Source organism: Xanthomonas campestris pv. phormiicola (assembly GCA_025666215.1).
Classification (GTDB): domain Bacteria; phylum Pseudomonadota; class Gammaproteobacteria; order Xanthomonadales; family Xanthomonadaceae; genus Xanthomonas_A; species Xanthomonas_A campestris_A.
Window position 1 is genome coordinate 3,527,384 of the sequence record CP102593.1, and the last position, 18,292, is coordinate 3,545,675.

Here is an 18,292-nt window from a genome sequence, read left to right on the forward strand (position 1 = left end):
GACTGTGAACACCCCGAACCAACGGCGTGCAACCCGCCGCCATGTCCTTTGCGCGTCCGTCGCTGGCGTCCTCGCCGCCGCTGCCGCCGTCCCCACCGCGTTCGCCCAGGAGGCGGCCACCACCCTCGACCGCATCACCGTCACCGGCTCCAATATCCCCCGCACCAACACCGAGACCCCATCCCCGGTCCAGGTGGTCACCCGCCAGGAAATCGACCGCACCGGCAAGAGCACGGTGGCCGAATACCTGCAGACCCTGACCTCCGACGGCGCCGGCTCGATTCCCAAGACCTTCGGCAACGGCTTCGCCGGCGGCGGCGCCGGCATCTCGCTGCGCGGCCTGGGCGCTGGCTCCACCCTGGTGCTGTTGAACGGCCGGCGCATGGCCACCTATGGCCTGGCCGACGACGGCCAGAAGGTCTTCACCGACCTGAGCACCATTCCGCTGGACGCGGTCGAGCGGATCGACATCCTCAAGGACGGCGCCTCGGCGATCTACGGCTCCGACGCGATCGCCGGCGTGGTCAACATCATCCTGCGCAGCGACTTCGAAGGCGCGATCCTGCGCGGCTCCTACGGCATGTCCGGCGACAGCGACGGCAACGCGCGCAAGGCCACCCTGACCGCCGGCACCGGCAACCTCGCCACCGATGGCTGGAATGCGTTCTTCAGCCTGGACGTGGGCAAGACCGACGCGATCAAGATCAGCGATCGCAAGGACCGCAAGTGGATCGGCACCGGCGACATCCGCCGCTACGGCTACGCCGCCACCGACGCGCAGTTCCTCGGCGGCGCCTATCTCAGCGGCGGCACCGCAGGCGGCACCGGCCCGAACGGCTCGGTGTTCGACAACACCGCGCACCTGGTCGCCCTGCCCGGCTGCGCCAGCGTCAGCAACATTCCCGGCCAGACCGACGCCAGCGCCCAGGCCCAGGGCTGCCTATGGGATCCGGCGCAGAAGTTCCGCGACCTGAGCCCGGAAGAGAAGTACGTCAACGTGTTCGGCCGCGCCAGCTTCGCCTTCGGCGAGGGCGGCGAGATCTACACCGAGATCGGCTACTCGAAGAAGGAAACGGTTTTCTCCAACACCCCGTCGGGCGTGTCCGGCGGCTGGGGCTATCCCGGCGGCCCGGTCAACGCCAACAGCGGCGCCGGCGCCACCGTGCTCTACGCCGGCCATCCCGACAATCCGCTGCCCTACGCCGCACGCCTGCGCTACAGCGCCTGGGACGTGGGCCCGCGCGTGACCGACAACACCAACGAGTTCAACCGCTTCCTGGCCGGGGTCAAGGGCAACTGGGGCGAGTGGAGCTACGACACAGCCTACCTGCATTCGGGCACCGACCTGGTCAACAAGCGCACCGGCTTCCTGCGCTACAGCGCCGTTCGCTGCGTGCTCGGCAACCCGGCCTGCCCGGCCGGCACCTGGCGCATCGGCGACGACGCCGGGCTGAACTCGCAGGCGCTGTACGACTACATCTCGCCGACCATCAGCGCGCGCGCCAAGTCCAGCCTGGACACGTTCAACTTCACCGTCTCGCGCAGCCTGGCCGACCTGCAGGGCGGCCCGCTGGGTCTGGCGCTGGGCACCGAATGGCGCCGCACCAGCAACAGCCTGACCCCGCAGACCTACACCGACGTCGGCGACATCATCGGCCTGGGCTACTCGGCCTACGACGGTACCCAGAACGTCTACGCCGCCTATGCCGAGCTGTCGGCGCCGGTGCTGGAGCAACTGGAACTGTCGGCGGCGGTGCGCTACGACAAGTACGAGAGCGGCGACAGCAAGGCCACGCCGAAGCTGGGCGTGAAGTGGACCCCGGCCGACTGGATCGCCCTGCGCGCCAGCTACGCCGAAGGCTTCCGTGCGCCGAACCCGGCCGAGAACGGCGACGGCGGCCTGGCCGCGTTCTCCAACGCACGCGATCCGGTGCGCTGCGCCATCGATCCGGCCAACGAATGCACCGCGCGTTCGGTGGCGATCATCACCCGCCCGAACCCGGCCCTGAAGCCGGAAGAGTCGAAGAGCTATTCGGTGGGCTTCGTGCTGCAGCCGACCGCCAGCACCTCGCTGACCGTGGATGCGTGGGAAATCAAGCGCACCAACGAAATCGCCCAGGGCAGCACCGCCGACGCGATCGCCGCCGGCAGTGTCCTGCGCGACAGCAACGATATCGGCGGCGTGGCCAACAGCGGCACCATCCTGGCGGTCAACACCGCGTACGTGAATGCCAATTCCTCGCGCGTGCGCGGCATCGATACGGACATCCGCCAAACCTTCGACATCGGTCCGGGCCAGCTGGAGCTGGACGCGCAGTGGAGCCACCTGCTCAAGTTCGAGCGTACCGAAGGCGATACCACCGTCGATTACGTCGGCACCCACGGCAACTGCGACGTGACCAACTGCATCGGCACCCCGCAGGACCGCATCAACGTCGGCACCACCTGGAAGCAGGGCAGCTGGAGCGTCAGCGGCGTGGTCAACTACATCGACAGCATCGAGAACAAGGACCGCCGCGGCGGCGACTACCTGGCGTTCTACGCCGACGGCAGCCCGGTCGAGAAGATCGCCTCGTTCACCACCTTCGATCTGTCCGGCCGCTGGAGCGTCACCGAGGCGTTCGAACTCAACGCCTCGGTGCAGAACGTGTTCGACCGGATCGCCCCGCTGGATCCGTCCACCTACGGTGCGGTCAACTACAACCCGCTGCACTACAGCGGCGCGGTCGGCCGCTACTTCACGCTGGGCGCGAAGTACACGTTCAACTGATCGAACGCGTTGCGCTGCACGAAAAGCCCGGGCGCAAGCCCGGGCTTTTTCTTTTGCGCCGACCCTGCGCAAGTCGTGTCGCGGTTCCGCCGCCGGCTTGGCGCCGGCGCTACGTGCGCTGCGCGGCCGGCGCGCCGTGCACGCACCGGGCGTATCAGGCCGATCGAACGATCACGCGCGATGGTAGGGATGATTGGCCAGCATCGCCGCGGCGCGGTACAGCTGCTCGGCCACCACCAGGCGCACCAGCATGTGCGGCAGGGTCAGCGGACCCAGCGACCAGGACTCGCTGGCCACCGCCAATACTTCGGGCGAATGGCCTTCGGGGCCGCCGATCAGCAGCGCCAGGTCGCGGCCCTGGCCGCGCCAGTGCTCCATGCGCTGCGCCAGCTGTTCGGAACTGTGCGCCTTGCCGGGCACGTCCAGCGCCACCACCAGCGCGTTCTTCGGCAGCGCGGCGAGCACGCGGCGGCCTTCGTCCTCGATCGCGCGCTGCGCATCGCGGCCCTTGCCGCGCAGCCCGGGTTCGATCTCGACCAGCTCCAGCGGCAGCCAGTGCGACAGCCGCTTGCGGTATTCGGCGAAGCCCTGCGCGACCCAGGCGGGCGCGCGTTCGCCGGTGGCGATCAGGCGCGCCTTCATCGTTGCGGCGCAGCCGGCCGGCGTTGCCCCCCATGCACCACACGCATCACCAGCGCTCGGCGGAAAAAGCGAACTCCATCAGCGCCGCATGGCGCTCCTGCTCGTCGATGCGCGCGCGCTGCAGCTTGAGCCATTGCTTGAGCGTGGAGGCCTGCTGCAGATAGCGCAGCTCCTCGGCGTATTCCTCGATCTCGTCCTGCACGTGGCGCTTGATCTGCGCCATCAGCGGATCGAGGCGTTGCGGCTTCGGCCGGCGCTCGGCGTACACGTCGTACCTGTCCAGGAACGATGCGGCGACCTGCGCCAGTTCCTGCTCCACCTCTTTCAACTGCGTGGCCAGCATCCGGTTGTAGTGCTGGATGCGCTCCTCGCTCATCGCCGCGATCCCGGCGCGATCCAATTGGCCGATTTCCAGTTGCAACTCCAGCAACCCCAGCAGATCGCCATCGCGATAGGCGCTGTTGAGACGCTGCATCAGCGCGGTCTTGCGCTCGCGCTGCTGCGGATCGCTCTCGCGGTCCGGGTGCAGGGCCGCCACCAGTTTGCGATAGAGCTCGCGCAAGGACTGCTGCGGATCGAACGCGGTTTTCTGCGCCTTGCGCGTGCCGGCGCGCCGGCTCTTGGCGGTCTTCTGCGCGCGGTCGGCCGCATGCGCCTGCTGCTCGTGCAGGCGTTGCTGCACCTGCGCGTAAAGCTCTTCGGGCGATTGGATATGGTCCAGCTCTTCCGGTGCAAGGCCGAACTCGGCGCCGATCACCGACTTCAGCAGTTCGTTGGATTCGGCGATTTCCTGGTCGAAGCCCACCTCGCTGTGGCGATCGTAGATCGGCTTCAGCTGCTCGAAGCCGCCTTCCTCGATCAGCGGGCCGGCCAACTCGCAGATGATGTCGGACAAGTCGGCGCGATCGCGCTTGCTCAGCCTGTGAGCGGCATAGGCTGCGTCCAGCGCATGCACCAGCTGCGCCTGGGCCGCGTCGCGCGCCTGCAGCAGCGGCTCCACCTGCTCGTGATAGCGCTGCTCCCAGCGCGGCAGCGCCTCGCGCCATGCCAGCAGTTCCAGGCGATAGCGCTCCAGGCGCTGGACCAGCGTATCGAAGCGCTTGCGCGCGGGGGTCATTCGGCTCTGCGTTGCGTCCTGCGCGCGCAGTTGCATGGACTGCGCAACGTCGCGGCCAGCGCGTGAGCCGTCGCGCCGCTCAGGCATCGCGTTCGGCGTCCGCGTCGCTCGGCGGCTGGTCGCCGACCGTCCACAGCCGCTCCAGCGCATAGAACTCGCGCACCCGCGGCAGCATCACGTGCACCACCACGTCGCCGAGATCGACCAGCACCCACTCGGCCTCGCGTTCGCCTTCCACGCCCAGCGGCATCACGTCCAATTTCTTGGCGTGCTTGATCACTTCGTCGGCGATCGACTTGACGTGGCGGGTGGAGGTGCCGGACACCACGATCATGTAGTCGGTGACGCTGGACTTGCCGCGCACGTCGATTTCCACCGCATCCTTGGCCTTGAGCTCGTCGAGCGCGTTGCGGACATGGGCGAGCAGGACCGGCAACGACGGTGGCGGGTTGGGCAGTTGGGTCTTGATGACGTGGGCTTGACTGGACAAAGGTGCGAACTCGATGGAATGGGCGAATTATAGGGAACTACGCGAAGACGCGTATTCAGCTAGCCGGCGCGGGCGCCGCTGGGGGGCAATGCATACAGCCCGGCGGCACGGATGTAGTCCGCGACCGCGGCCGGCACCAGCGCCGCCCAGTCGCCGCCGGCGGCGATGCGCTCACGCACCTGGCTGGCCGATTCGCTGCGCAACGGCTGCCGCAGGCACCACAACAGGCCGCCCGGCGCGGAGGCCAGTGCCTGCGGCGACGCCGCCCAGCGCCCGGCCACCGCCTGCGCCAGTTCGGCCGGCAAGGCGCGTTCCCAGCCGCTGCCGGCACGGTCGGCGACGACCAGGTGCGCCGTGTCGAGCAGGCTGCGCCAGTCGCGCCAGGCGTTGAAGCCGACGAAGCTGTCGGCGCCGATCAGCAGCGCCAGCGGCGCGGCGGCGCCGAGTTCGGCGCGCAGTTCGCGCACCGTGTCGATGCTGTACGAGGCCACGCCCGGCTGCGCCAGCGCGCGCTGCAGCTCGTGCCGGTCGAGCAACAGCCCGGCTTCGCCGGCGATCGCCAGCGCCAGCATCTCGCAGCGTTGCCGCGCATCGGCCCCGGGCGCCTGCCGATGCGGCGGATCGGCCGCCGGCATCAGCCGCACCGGCACCGCGAACGCATCGCGCGCCGCCCGCGCGATCGCCAGGTGGCCGTTGTGGATCGGGTCGAAGGTGCCGCCGTAGATCAGGTGCAGGTGTCGGGACTCGGGACTCGGGACTCGGGACTCGGAAAATCCGGACGTCGGCGACAACAACGGCTGCAGAGACCGTCCCGCACGTTGAGCGGAGGCACAACCAGCAGCGCCCGCACTCGCTGGGTTCCCGCTGTTCCGAGTCCCGAGTCCCGAGTCCCGAGTCCCGGCGGTCATACCACCAACAACCGCACCGCCCGCGCCTCGGCGATGGCCAGCAGCAGACGCTCCAGTGCGATCCAGGCATCGCCGTCGGCGCGGCCCTTGGCGATGCGGTCGATGCGCCCGGCTTCGGCGGCGAAGCGTTCCCAGCGGCGCGGTTCGGCATGCCGCTGCAGGGCGCGCTTGAACGGCGCCTGGCGCGACTCCCAGATGCCCTGCCCCTTCATCTCCGCAGCCAGGTTGCCGCCGGCCGCCTGGACCTTGGCCAGCGCCGCGGTGCGCAGCAGTTCCTTGATCAGGATCGGCAGCAAGGCCGCCACCGCTTCGCCCTCGGCGCGCAGCCCGGCGAGCATGCGGCCCACCGCCGGCGCCTGCCCGGCCAGGGTGGCCTCGGCCAGGCGGAACACGTCGTAACGCGCGGCATCGGCGACCAGCGACTCCATCGTCGCCACGTCCAGGCTGTTGCCGTCGGCCAGCAGCGCCAGCTTGTCGATCTCCTGCGCGGCGGCCAGCAGGTTGCCTTCGACCCGCTCGGCCAGGCGCTGCACCGCGCCGGCATCGGCGCGCAGGCCCTTGCTGCGCAGGCGGCGCTCGATCCAGTCGCCCAGTTCGTGCGGCTTGATCGCCCAGGCCACCGCGATCACCCCGAGCCGGCCGACCGCGTCGGCCCACTTGCCCTGGTGCGCCTTGCTCCATTCGTTGCAGGTGATCAGCAGCACCACGTCCGGCGGCGGGTCGGCGCAGAACGCGCTGATCACCTCGCCGCCTTCCTTGCCGGGCTTGCCGCTGGGCAGGCGCAGCTCGATCAGCCGGCGCGGGCTGAACAGGCTCGGCGCATTGAAGCTGGAATACAGCTGGCTCCAGTCGAAATCGCGGCCGTCGGCGTCGAACACCTCGCGTTCGCCGATGCCTTCGGCACGCGCACGCGCACGCACCGCGTCGGCGGCCTCGAGCACGCGCAGGGTTTCCGGGCCGGCGATCAGGTAGACCGGATGCAGCGGCTGCGCGGCCGGCTGGGTGACGAGCTGTTCGGGACGCAATTCCATGGCGGCAGCCTGGGACGGGTCAGCCGGCCGCGGCGGTCGATCGCGCTGCGGCCGGCGGCGAGCGGCGGATCAAGGCTGCGGCGTGGTCGCCGGCGGCGTGCCGGTGTCGGGCTTGCCTTCGACCGGCGTACCGGTGGCGGCAGGCGGGGCCTGGTTGACGTTCTTGCCGTCGCGCACCTCGGCGCGCACCACGCTGTCGATCCGACGCAGGATCGAGGCCGACATATCGCGGCGCAACTCGTCGGCGAGGATCTCGCGTTCGGTCGTGGTGCCGGTGGCGTCGGTGGCCGGCGCCACGTAGTCGCGCGACAGCTCGATCACCTGCTGCGGCACCAGCACGCTGCCGTCGGCGCGGCGGAATACGAAGATCGCCGCGTAGCGCAGGCTGTATTCCTGGGCGCGGCCCGCGGCGTCGATCGAGATCGGCAGGTCGCCCCAGCGCTCGGACAGCAGCTCCAGACGCGCCACGCCGGTGTTGACCTCGTCAGGAGCGATCTCGGCGCCCGCAGCGCGCAGGCCGCGCTTGAGCAGCTTGACCAGCTCACTGTACGGCGCCGAGGAAACCACCTTCACCGAGGGCGTGCCGGCCGGCAGGGTCAGCTTGTCGCGCAGGTGGAAGCCGCAGGCGGTCAGCGACGTCGCGAAAACGAGGGCGAGCAGGAATCGGGTCATGGACACAGTCTGGAGGAGCCGGCTGGGCGCGGCAACAGGCGGCTAGCCTGCCGGATGCCGCGTGAACGAGGGTTGAGACAGGCCGCGCCGCGCACCGGTGGCGACGGCGGATGCAACGCCGCCACGGCGCCCGCGCCGGTGGTGCCGAGGTTCACGCCGCCACCAGGTTCACGATCTTGCCCGGCACGATGATGATCTTGCGGATGCTCAGGCCTTCCAGGAACCTGGCGGTGTTCGGTTCGGCCTGGGCCAGCGCCTCGATCTGCTCGCGCGGGGTGTCGGCCGCGACCTCGATGGTGCCGCGCAGCTTGCCGTTGACCTGCACCGCCAGGGTCAGCGCGTCGCGCACCAGCGCGGCCGGGTCCGGCTGCGGGAACGGCAGGTCTTCCAGCAGCGTCGGCGCATGCCCCAGCGCCTGCCACAGCGCATGGCTGGCATGCGGGGTGATCGGGTTGAGCAGCAGCACCGCCGCCTCCAGCGCTTCCTGGCGCACCGCGCGGCCCTGTGCGCCGGCGTCGTCGAACCTGGCCAGCGCGTTGGTCAGCTCCATCACCGCGGCGATGGCGGTGTTGAAGCTGTGGCGGCGGCCGTAGTCGTCGGCGACCTTGCCGATGGTCTCGTGGGTCTTGCGCCGCAGCGCCTTGTGTTCGGCGCCCAGCGCGGCCGCGTCCAGCGCCGGGGCGGCGCCGTCGGCGACATGCTTGTGGACCTGCGCCCACAGCCGGCGCAGGAACCGCGCCATGCCGTCCACGCCGGCCTCGTTCCACTCCAGCGACTGCTCCGGCGGGGCGGCGAACATCGAGAACAGGCGCACCGTGTCGGCGCCGTACTTGCCGACCATCGCCTGCGGGTCCACGCCGTTGTTCTTGGACTTGGACATCTTCTCGATGCCGCCGATCTGCACCGGCGCGCCGTCGGCGATCAGGGTGGCGCCGACGATGCGGCCGCGCTCATCGCGCTGCACGTCCACCTCGGCCGGGTTGATCCAGTCCTTGGCGCCGTCGCCGTTGTCGCGGTAGTAGGTCTCGGCGATCACCATGCCCTGGGTCAGCAGGTTGGTCGCCGGCTCGTCGCTGTCCACCAGGCGCGCGTCGCGCAGCAGCTTGTGGAAGAAGCGGAAGTACATCAGGTGCAGGATCGCGTGCTCGATGCCGCCGATGTACTGGTCCACCGGCAGCCAGTAGTTGCCGCGCTTGTCGACCATGTCCTTGGCGCCGGGCGAGGTGTAGCGCGCGTAGTACCAGCTCGACTCCATGAAGGTGTCGAAGGTGTCGGTCTCGCGCTCGGCCGCCGCGCCGCACTGCGGGCAGGTGGTCTTGCGCCATTCCGGATCGGTCTTCAGCGGCGAGCCGGTGCCGCTCAGCGCCACGTTCTCCGGCAGCAGCACCGGCAGCTGGTCTTCCGGCACCGGCACCGCGCCGCAGCTGGCGCAGTAGATCACCGGGATCGGGCAGCCCCAGTAGCGCTGGCGGCTGACGCCCCAGTCGCGCAGGCGGTAGTTGATGCGGCGCTGGCCCTGGCCCTTGCGCTCGAAGCGCTCGGCCAGCGCCTCGAACGCGCCATAGGCGTCCAGCCCGTCGAACTCGGCCGAGTTGACCAGTTCCAGTTCGCGGCTCTTGTCGCCGTACCAGTCCTGCCAGCGGCCGGCATCGAACTGGCGCTCCTCGTCGTTCTTCGGCGCCTTCAGCGCGATCACCTGGCGGATCGGCAGCGCGTACTTGGTGGCGAACTCGAAGTCGCGCTGGTCGTGGCCGGGCACCGCCATCACCGCGCCGGTGCCGTAGCCCATCAGCACGAAGTTGGCGACCCACACCGGCACCTGCTCGCCGCTGATCGGGTGCACCGCCACCAGGCCGGTGTCCATGCCGCGCTTTTCCTGGGTCTCCAGTTCCGCCTCGGACACCCCGCCCTGCTTCAGCTCGGCCAGCAGTGCGGCCAGCTGCGGATTGGACCTGGCCGCATGCAGCGCCAGCGGATGCTCGCTGGCGATGGAGACGAAGGTCACCCCCATCAGCGTGTCCGGGCGCGTGGTGAACACGCGCAGCGGATCCAGCGCCGCGCCGTCGGCGTCGCGCACCTCGAACTGGATCTCCAGCCCTTCGGAGCGGCCGATCCAGTTGCGCTGCATGGTCTTGACCGATTCCGGCCAGCCCGGCAGCTGGTCCAGCCCGTCCAGCAATTCCTGCGCGTAGTCGGTGATGCGCAGGAACCACTGCGGGATCTCGCGCTTCTCCACCAGCGCGCCGGAGCGCCAGCCGCGGCCGTCGATGACCTGCTCGTTGGCCAGCACGGTCTGGTCGACCGGATCCCAGTTCACCACCGCATTGCGGCGATAGGCCAGGCCCTTGCGCATCAGCCGGGTGAACATGCGCTGCTCGTGCACGTAGTACTCGGGGCGGCAGGTGGCGAATTCGCGCGACCAGTCGATCGCATAGCCCAGCGACTTGAGCTGGCTGCGCATGTGCTCGATGTTGGCGTAGGTCCACTTCGCCGGCGCGGTCCTGTTCTTGATCGCGGCGTTCTCGGCCGGCAGGCCGAACGCGTCCCAGCCCATCGGCTGCAGCACGTTCTTGCCGGTCATGCGCTGGTAGCGGCTGATCACATCGCCGATCGTGTAGTTGCGCACGTGGCCCATGTGCAGCGCACCGGACGGGTACGGCAGCATCGACAGGCAGTAGAACTTGGGCTTGTCGGAAGTCTCGTTGACCTCGAAGGCGCGGGTGGCATCCCAGAACTGCTGGGCGGACGATTCGACCTGCTGCGGGTCGTAGGCGGTGGGCTCGACGGCGGACATGGAAACGGGCAAGGGCCAGGCGGCAACAAAGCAGGCAAGGGTACCGCAGCGCAGCAGGCGGCTCCAATCCCGGCGACGAGCGGTGCCGGCCCTGCTTGCCTGCGCCCTGCCCTGGAGCTGCGCGCGCATGGCGGCCAGCGCAGCCGCTGCGGGGAAAACCGCGCTCGCCGCGCCGCCCGGGGCCGCGGGAGGGACACCGCAGCGGCCGCGCGCCAGGCGGGTTGGATGCGCTGCGGGCTGGGCGCCGATTGCGCGGCGACAGCCGTTTCAGCCGCTGCGCGGCACCGCGTGCGGCCCGGGCCAGCAGGCCAGCAACGCCAGCCAGGCCCACCACAGCAGGAAGACCAGCCGCTGCGCCACCGCCGCGGACAGCAGCGGGTCCAGCGCGAATGCGCCGAGCGCGGCCAGCAGCGCCACCGCCAGGGCCGACCGCGCCCAGCCGCGCGCGCCGGGCTGGCGCCAGGCACCGACGGCCAGCAGGCTGGCCGCCGCCACCAGCGCCACCACCCACAGCAGCCAGGCGCTGGCATGCAACTGGGTGGCGCGCGATTCCAGGTCGGCCGGATCCAGCGGCAGCAGGCCCATGCCGGCGAAGGCCAGCCCGGCCAGCAGCAGCAACTGGCCGCCGACGCGCAGCGACCAGGGCGCGCCACGGCCGCTGCGCTGCAGCAGGCGCAGCGCCAGCGCCACCGCCAGCGCCCCGGGCAGCACGAAGGCCAGCAGGTCGAAGGCCCAGGCATGGGCGATGCCGCTGGCGCCGAGCAGCGCGACCGGATGCGACCACGGCAGATAGCCCGGCAGCGCCAGGCCGAAGCCCACGACCGCAGCCACGGCGGCGACCGCCAGCAACGGTCCTGCGTAGCCCAGCGCCTGATCGTATCGGTTGCTCATCGTGTTTCCCGGCCGCTGCGTCGGTACGCCACCGCGGCGCGCCAAACCCCCATTGTCGCCGCTGCCACCGCGGCTGGCACCCCGCCTGCCCCGGTACGCTGGCGATCGCCGCAGCGCCCTCGCTCGCGGCCCGCACCGCGCGCCGCGCAGGCCGTCGCCTGCCTGCGCACCCTTGCGTCGCCGCCGGTCTGCCACCATAGAGGCCATCTTCTTCGCCTGCCACGATGAGCCCCCATGTCCGACATGCCCCACGTTTTCGACGCCAAGACCGAGACCTTCGAAGCCGAGGTCCTGCAGAAATCGCTGCAGACCCCGGTGCTGGTGGACTTCTGGGCGCCCTGGTGCGGCCCGTGCAAGACCCTGAGCCCGATCCTGGAGAAGCTGGCCGCCGAGTACCACGGCGCGTTCGAGCTGGCCAAGGTGGATGTGGACCAGGAGCAGCAGATCGCCGCCGCATTCCAGATCCGCTCGGTGCCGACCGTGTTCCTGGTCAAGGACGGGCAACTGGTCGACGGCTTCCCCGGCGCCATGCCCGAGGGCCAGCTGCGCGAGTTCCTGACCCAGCACGGCATCGCGCCGCTGCCGGCACCGGCCGAGGTCCAGGACGACGCCCCCGCCGCGCCGCTGGATCCGCACGCCGAGGTGCTGCGCCTGCGCGAGGCGGTGGCGGCCGAGCCGGACAAGGACGAACTGAAGCTGGACCTGGCGCTGGCGCTGGTGAAGACAGGCGCCGCCGCCGAGGCGGAGACGCTGATCGACGCGCTGCCGGCCAACCTGGCCACCGACGAGCGCGCGGTGCGCGCGCGGGCACGGCTGGGCTTCGTCGGCGCGCTGCAGTCGGCGCCGCCGGCCGAAACGCTGCAGGCGGCGCTCGCGCAGGACCCGGCCGACCTCAAGGCGCGCTACCTGCTGGGCGTGCAGCGGCTGATCGCCGGCGACGACGAGGCCGCGCTGGAACAGTTCCTGGAGATGCTGCGCCAGGACCGCAGCTTCGAGGACGGCCTGCCCAGGAAGTCGCTGATCGACGCGTTCCGGGTGATCGAGGACGAGGATCTGGTCGGCCGCTACCGGCGCAAGATGTCGGCCCTGCTGTTCTGACCGGCGCGGCGCGCAGGGGCCCGGCGGCGGGCGGCGGCGATACTTTTCTGGCCCGCCGGGATATCATGCGCCGCACGTCCGGGCTCCTCCGCGACGCCATCGCCCCAGGGAAGAGGCATGCATCAGGCATGTCCGTCAGCGCCTGGCACCTGTCAGGCCGACCCGTTGAGTACCAAACACCACCGCGTCTCGTCGTTTCGTTCCTGCCCGCCGCTGCGCTGGGCGATCGCGCTTTCGCTGTGGCTGGGCCTGGCCTGCGCCGGAGCGGCGGCGGACCAGGACTGGACCTACCGGGTGCGTCCCGGCGACACGCTCTGGGACCTGAGCGCCCGCTATCTCAAGCCTGAGGTGGACTGGCGCCGGCTGGGCCAGCACAACCGCGTCGCCGACCCTTACGCATTGCCGCCGGGACGGCCCTTGCGCGTCCCGATCGCCTGGCTGCGGACGCAGCCCGCCCCGGCGCAATTGATCGCCTTGCGCGGCCAGGTCAGCGTGCAGACCGCCGACGGCGCGACGCTGTCGGCGCAGCAAGGCATGCCGCTGCCGATCGGCAGCGCGCTGCAGACCGGCGCCGATGCCAGCGCCACCGTGCAGTTCGCCGACGGGTCGCAGCTGCAGCTGCGCGAAGACAGCCGCGTGCGCTTCGACCGGCTGGCCCGCTTCGGCGCCACCGGCATGGTCGATACCCGCCTGCGGCTGGAGTACGGCCGCAGCAGCAATGCGGTCACCCCGGCGCAGGGCCCCGCCGCGCACTACATCATCCAGACTCCCAGCGGCACCAGCAGCGTGCGCGGCACCCGCTTCCGCGTCGGTGCCGGCAGCGACGGCGAACTGGCCGCCACCGAAGTGCTGGAGGGTGCGGTGCAGATCGCCAATGGGCGCGGGCAGCGCCTGCTGCGACCGGGCCAGGCCGCACGCATGCCCGCGGACACCGCGCCACTGCAGGAACCGCTGCTGCCGCCGCCGGCGGTGGACGCGGCGCGCAGCCGCCTGGACCGGCCTCCCTACGTCCTCGCCTGGCAGCCGTTGCCGGGGGCCAGCCACTACCGGATCGAGGCCGTCGATGCCGACCGGCCACAGGTGCTGCGCTTCGCCCACGAGACCGGGCAGAGCCGGATCGCACTGGACGCGTTGCCCGCAGGCCGGCTGCGCGTGCTGGTCCGCGGCATCGCCGCCACCGGCGTCGAGGGCGAGGATGCCGAGCAGGCGCTGCAGGTCTGGGCCACGCCCCTGCCGCCGCTGACGGTCTGGCCGCTGCACCAGCAGCCGTTGCACGAGCCCCGCCCGCGCTTCGAATGGACCCGCAACCCCGAGGCCGCCGCCAGCGTGCTGCAGCTGGCGCGCGACCCGCAGTTCCAGGACCTGCTGTTCGAACGGCAGACCCGGGACACCCGGCTGCGCGCGCCGCAGGCGCTGCCCGCCGGGGACTATTTCTGGCGCGTGGCCTCGCGCGATGCACAGGCCCGGCAGGGCCCGTTCGGGCAGCCGCGGACGCTGCGCATCAGCGCGGCGCCGGTGGACCCGGCGCTGGCGCCGCCGCTGGCGGCCAAGGGCCAGTTGACCCTGCGCTGGCAGGCCGGCACGCCGACGCAGCGCTACCGGGTGCAGATCGCGCGGCGGCCGGATTTCGCCGCGCCGCTGCTCGATCGCAACGTCGCCACGCCGCAGGTGTCGTTGCCGCGGCCGCGGCGCGGCACCTGGTACGTGCGCATCCAGACCGTGGACGACGACGGCTACGCGGCGCCGTTCTCGCCGCCGCAGGCGATCGCCGTGCCGTGCCGCTATTGCACGGCCGGCGGGACCGCAAGCGGCGCGCTGCTGCTGTGGTTGCTGCTGTGACCACGGCATCCGTGCGACGGGCATTGCCCGCGATCGCCGCGGCGCTGCTGGCGGCGGCGCTCAGCCTCGGCAACGGCGCATGGCGGCTGGACAATGCGCTGTACGACGCGCTGATCGCACGCTGGCCGCACCCCACCGATCCGCGGTTGCTGATCGTCGCCATCGACGACCGCAGCATGCAGGCGCTCGGCCCATGGCCGTGGCCGCGCAAGCTGCACGCGCAACTGCTGGATCGGCTGGATGCGGCGGGTGCGGCCGTGGTGGCACTGGACCTGGTGTTCAGCGAGGCGGACCGGGTCGCCCCGGCGCAGGACGCGCAACTGGCCGCGGCGCTGCGCCGCAACGCGCGCACGGTGCTGCCGGTCATCGGCGGGGCGGATGCCGGCCAGCTCCCGCAGGAACTGCTGCCGACGCCGGCCATCGCCGGCGCCGCGGCCGCGCTGGCGCATACCGATATCCCGATCGATGCCGATGGCGTCTCGCGCGGAGTCTACCTGCATGCAGGGCTGGGCAGCGCGCATTGGCCGGCGCTGGGCGCGACCCTGGCCAGCGGCGCGCTGCCGGCGCTGGCGCCGCCGGCACCGGCACGGGACGCGATGCCGTACCAATGGCATCGCGCCGACTACGTGGCGCTGCGCTTTGCCGGGCCGCCCGACAGCCTCGCCGAGGTGTCCTATGTGGATGTCCTGCGCGGCCAGGTGGCGGCGCAGGCGCTGCGCGGACGGCACGTGATCGTCGGCATGACCGCCACTGGCATGGGCCAGCGCTTCCGCACGCCGATGTCGTCCGAACGCTGGATGAGCGGACCGGAATACCAGGCCAACGTCGCCGCCACGCTGCTCGGCAACGCCGCGATCGTGCCGCTGTCGCGCGCCACCCAGGCCGGCGTGGCGGCGCTGCTGGCGCTGCTGGCGGCAATCGGCCTGAGCTGTCCGCAGCGCTCCTCGCGCTGGCCATGGCTGGCGCTGCCGGGGGCGCTGGCGCTGCCCGTCGCCGGCAGCGCGGCGTGGCTGCTGCTGGGCGGGCGCTGGTTCGCGCCGGGCGCCTGCCTGGTGGCGCTGGGCGTGGTCGCCGCGGGCTGGCTGGGCGTGCGCGTGGCGCAATGGCGGCGCCATGCCCAGCGCGACGCGCTGACCGGGCTGGCCAACCGCCACGGGTTCGAACTCGCCTTTCGCCATGCGCTGGCGGCGGCGCGGCGCAGCGGCAAGCCGTTGGCGATGATCCTGCTGGATGTGGACCATTTCAAGCGCTACAACGACAGCCTGGGCCACCAGGTCGGCGACCACGCACTGGTCCTGGTCGCCGCCGCCGTGGCCCGCCACACGCGGCGGCGCGGCGAGGTCGCCGCGCGCTTCGGCGGCGACGAATTCGCGATCGTCCTGCCGGACACCGGCACCGACGCCGCCTGCCGGACCGCCGAGGCGATCCTCGCCGACATCCGCCAACTGGTGCTGCCGGCCGCCGAAGCCGCCGAGCAACCGCTGACGATCACCGCCACCCTCGGCGTCCACAGCGCCCGGCTCGACGCGCACTCGCGACAGCACGACTTCTTCGAGCACGCCGATGCCGCGCTGTATCGCGCCAAGCGCGCCGGGCGCAACGGCTACGCCTGCAGCGAGGCCGGACGCGCTGCGGACGCACCTTCTGGCGATTACTGAGCTTCGCCTCCCATGCTTTGCGCCCGCCTGCAATGAACGCCTCCCTGTTCCGCCTTGGCCTGAACCTGTGGCCGCCGTTCCTGTGCGCCGGCATCCACCTGGCCGAACTGAGTCCTGACTACCGCTACGCGCGGGTCGAGCTGCGCATGCGCCCGTGGAACCGCAACTATGTCGGCACCCATTTCGGCGGCAGCCTGTTCGCGATGACCGATCCGTTCTGGATGCTGCTGGCGATGCAGAACCTGGGCGGCGCCTACTACGTCTGGGACAAGGCCGGCAGCATCGACTTCGTGCGCCCGGGCCGCGGCACGGTGAGCGCGCAGTTCCGCCTGGACGCGGCGGTGCTGGAAGAGATCCGCCACGCCACCGCCGGCGGCGACAAGTACCTGCGCTGGTTCGACAACGAGATCCTCGACGCGCAGGGCCAAGTGGTGGCGCGCACGCGCAAGCAGCTGTACGTCAAGCGCAAGCCGGCGCGGTAACGCCGGCGCGATTGATCGCTACCAGGCGCGCGATACGATGCCTGGCGCGATCGATGCCCTGCCGACGGTTTCCGAAGCACGGAGACCCTCCTGCTGCGCTTGTCGCGACTGAAGGGCACCTCTAACAACCTCAATTCCCAAAATTTCACGCTATACGCATCAATGACTTGCGAGCGTTTTAGCCGAGTTTTTTGGAGTTGTTGGAGGTGCCCTGAAGTCGCTCCCGCAGGGACTTGCGGCCAGCGCGCTGGCGCGCGGTTTCCCCAATCGCACCTGCACGGAATGCGCCATCCTGGCCGCCGGGCGCAGCGGCCGGCGCGGTGCGCCGCTACACTAGGGGGATGTCGCCCGATACCCCCGCTCCGCATCCCCGCCCGTCCCTGCAACGGCTGTTCTTCACCGGCCTGCTGACCCTGCTGCCGATCTGGCTGACCTGGGTCGTGGTCAAGTTCGTGTTCGTGCTGCTGTCGGGCATCAGCAGCCCGTGGGTGGTGCCGCTGTCGGCGCGCATCGCCGCCTCGTTCCCGCACGAGATGGGCTGGGCCACCGCGCTGTGGGTGCAGAACACCATCGCGCTGATCGCCACCCTGGCGGTGATCCTGCTGGTCGGCATCCTCAGCCGGCGCGTGATCGGGCAGCGCCTGCTGCGCTGGTTCGAGGCGGTCATGCGCCGCATCCCGCTGGCCAGCGTGGTCTACGACAGCGCGCGCAAGCTGCTGGACATCCTGCAGACCCAGCCCGGTAGCACCCAGCGCGTGGTGCTGATCGACTTCCCGCACCGCGACATGAAGTCGGTGGGCCTGGTGACGCGGGTGATCAAGGAACAGGGCAGCGGCCGCGAACTGGCCGCGGTGTACGTGCCGACCACGCCGAACCCGACCTCCGGCTACCTGGAGATCGTGCCGGTGGAGTTGCTGACCCCGACCGACTGGAGCGTGGACCAGGCGATGAGCTTCATCATCTCCGGCGGCGCGGTGGCGCCGGACAGCGTGCCGTTCACCCGCACCATGGACCGCTGAGGGAAGACGCATGCGCAACGGCACGCTCGACGATCGCGCCGTCCGCCTGTTCATCGGCCTGGCCGCGTTCTTCTGCGTCAATGCCGCGCTCGCCGAATTCATCGGGGTCAAGATCTTCGCGCTGGAAGACACCCTGGGCATCGCACCGCTGAACTGGAACCTGTTCGGCCAGAGCGGCTCGATGAATTTCACCGCCGGCACGCTGCTGTGGCCGCTGGTGTTCATCCTCACCGACACCATCAACGAGTTCTTCGGCCGCCGCGGGGTGCGCTTCATCTCCTGGCTGGCGGTGGCGCTGATCGGCTACGGCTTCCTGTTCGCGTTCGCGGCGATCGCGCTGGCGCCGGCCGCATTCTGGGTCGACGCGGCGCAGACGCAGGGCGTGCCGGACTACCAGGCCGCGTTCGCGGCGGTGTTCGGCCAGGGCCTGTGGACCATCGCCGGCTCGCTGGTCGCGTTCCTGGCCGGGCAGCTGATCGACGTGGCGGTGTTCCACCGCATCCGCAACGTCACCGGCGAAAAGCACGTATGGCTGCGCGCCACCGGCTCCACCGCGGTGTCGCAGCTGATCGACAGCTTCGTGGTCATCTACATCGCCTTCGTGCTCGGCCCGCAGCACTGGTCGATCCCGCTGTTCCTGGCGGTGAGCACGCTCAACTACATCTGCAAGATGCTGCTGGCGGTGTTGCTGATCCCGCTGCTGTATCTGATGCGGCGGCTGATCACCGACTACCTGAGCCCCGAGCGCGCCGAGCAGCTGCGCGAGGAAGCCGCGGCCGATTGACTGCGCGGATCGGCCGCGCTGATGCGGCGACGACCCGATCCGCACCACCGGATGCTTGCCGCATTCGCACCGCAGGCGCGCCGCCGATGCGCGCGTA

Annotated in this window: 15 protein-coding genes; 7 read left to right on the forward strand and 8 right to left on the reverse strand. The window is 70.8% G+C overall.

Going from position 1 to position 18,292, the window contains the following annotated elements; translation table 11 throughout:
* Positions 1 to 4 precede the first annotated feature (4 nt).
* Entirely contained in the window at positions 5 to 2,770 is a 2,766-nt protein-coding gene (locus NRY95_14595; protein ID UYC14953.1) for a TonB-dependent receptor, read from the forward strand.
* 171 nt (positions 2,771 to 2,941) lie between these two features.
* On the opposite strand, the gene rlmH is transcribed toward NRY95_14595, so the two are convergent.
* The 8 genes from rlmH to NRY95_14635 all read right to left on the reverse strand — a co-directional run bounded on the left by rlmH (position 2,942) and on the right by NRY95_14635 (position 11,315).
* Positions 2,942 to 3,412 (reverse strand): 23S rRNA (pseudouridine(1915)-N(3))-methyltransferase RlmH, encoded by a 471-nt coding sequence (gene rlmH / locus NRY95_14600; protein ID UYC14954.1) that lies wholly within the window; start codon positions 3,410 to 3,412, stop codon positions 2,942 to 2,944.
* Positions 3,413 to 3,458: 46 nt separating this feature from the next.
* Positions 3,459 to 4,529, reverse strand: a complete 1,071-nt coding sequence (locus NRY95_14605; protein UYC14955.1) for a J domain-containing protein — start codon at positions 4,527 to 4,529, stop codon at positions 3,459 to 3,461.
* Between the two features lie 79 nt (positions 4,530 to 4,608).
* Positions 4,609 to 5,019 (reverse strand): ribosome silencing factor, encoded by a 411-nt coding sequence (rsfS, locus tag NRY95_14610; protein UYC14956.1) that lies wholly within the window; start codon positions 5,017 to 5,019, stop codon positions 4,609 to 4,611.
* 59 nt (positions 5,020 to 5,078) lie between these two features.
* On the reverse strand, positions 5,079 to 5,810 hold the full coding sequence (gene nadD, locus NRY95_14615; GenBank protein UYC14957.1) for a nicotinate-nucleotide adenylyltransferase: 732 nt from the start codon (positions 5,808 to 5,810) through the stop codon (positions 5,079 to 5,081).
* Positions 5,811 to 5,923: 113 nt separating this feature from the next.
* Complete coding sequence (gene holA, locus NRY95_14620) at positions 5,924 to 6,958, reverse strand: DNA polymerase III subunit delta (GenBank protein ID UYC14958.1); 1,035 nt, start codon at positions 6,956 to 6,958, stop codon at positions 5,924 to 5,926.
* Positions 6,959 to 7,027: 69 nt separating this feature from the next.
* Positions 7,028 to 7,630 carry a hypothetical protein gene (locus tag NRY95_14625; protein UYC14959.1) on the reverse strand — a complete coding sequence of 201 codons (603 nt, stop codon included), beginning with the start codon at positions 7,628 to 7,630 and terminating at the stop codon, positions 7,028 to 7,030.
* 151 nt (positions 7,631 to 7,781) lie between these two features.
* Positions 7,782 to 10,424, reverse strand: coding sequence for a leucine--tRNA ligase (leuS, locus tag NRY95_14630; protein UYC14960.1), 2,643 nt, complete (start codon positions 10,422 to 10,424; stop codon positions 7,782 to 7,784).
* Between the two features lie 267 nt (positions 10,425 to 10,691).
* The gene (locus NRY95_14635; GenBank protein UYC14961.1) at positions 10,692 to 11,315 is read right to left on the reverse strand and encodes a DUF998 domain-containing protein; all 624 of its coding nucleotides are present in this window, start codon (positions 11,313 to 11,315) and stop codon (positions 10,692 to 10,694) included.
* Between the two features lie 234 nt (positions 11,316 to 11,549).
* Here NRY95_14635 and trxA point away from each other — a divergent pair, with 234 nt between their 5' ends.
* The 6 genes from trxA (at position 11,550) to NRY95_14665 (ending at position 18,195) form a co-directional block, all read left to right on the forward strand.
* Complete coding sequence (gene trxA, locus NRY95_14640; protein ID UYC14962.1) at positions 11,550 to 12,413, forward strand: thioredoxin; 864 nt, start codon at positions 11,550 to 11,552, stop codon at positions 12,411 to 12,413.
* Between the two features lie 165 nt (positions 12,414 to 12,578).
* Complete coding sequence (locus tag NRY95_14645) at positions 12,579 to 14,252, forward strand: FecR domain-containing protein (protein ID UYC14963.1); 1,674 nt, start codon at positions 12,579 to 12,581, stop codon at positions 14,250 to 14,252.
* Positions 14,249 to 15,910, forward strand: a complete 1,662-nt coding sequence (locus NRY95_14650; protein ID UYC14964.1) for a CHASE2 domain-containing protein — start codon at positions 14,249 to 14,251, stop codon at positions 15,908 to 15,910. Before NRY95_14645 ends, NRY95_14650 begins: the two co-directional genes overlap by 4 nt.
* Before the next feature lie 32 nt (positions 15,911 to 15,942).
* Positions 15,943 to 16,392, forward strand: coding sequence for a DUF4442 domain-containing protein (locus NRY95_14655; protein UYC14965.1), 450 nt, complete (start codon positions 15,943 to 15,945; stop codon positions 16,390 to 16,392).
* 341 nt (positions 16,393 to 16,733) lie between these two features.
* The gene (locus NRY95_14660; GenBank protein UYC14966.1) at positions 16,734 to 17,411 is read left to right on the forward strand and encodes a DUF502 domain-containing protein; all 678 of its coding nucleotides are present in this window, start codon (positions 16,734 to 16,736) and stop codon (positions 17,409 to 17,411) included.
* A 10-nt stretch (positions 17,412 to 17,421) separates the two neighbouring features.
* Positions 17,422 to 18,195, forward strand: coding sequence for a queuosine precursor transporter (locus NRY95_14665; GenBank protein UYC14967.1), 774 nt, complete (start codon positions 17,422 to 17,424; stop codon positions 18,193 to 18,195).
* Positions 18,196 to 18,292 lie beyond the last annotated feature (97 nt).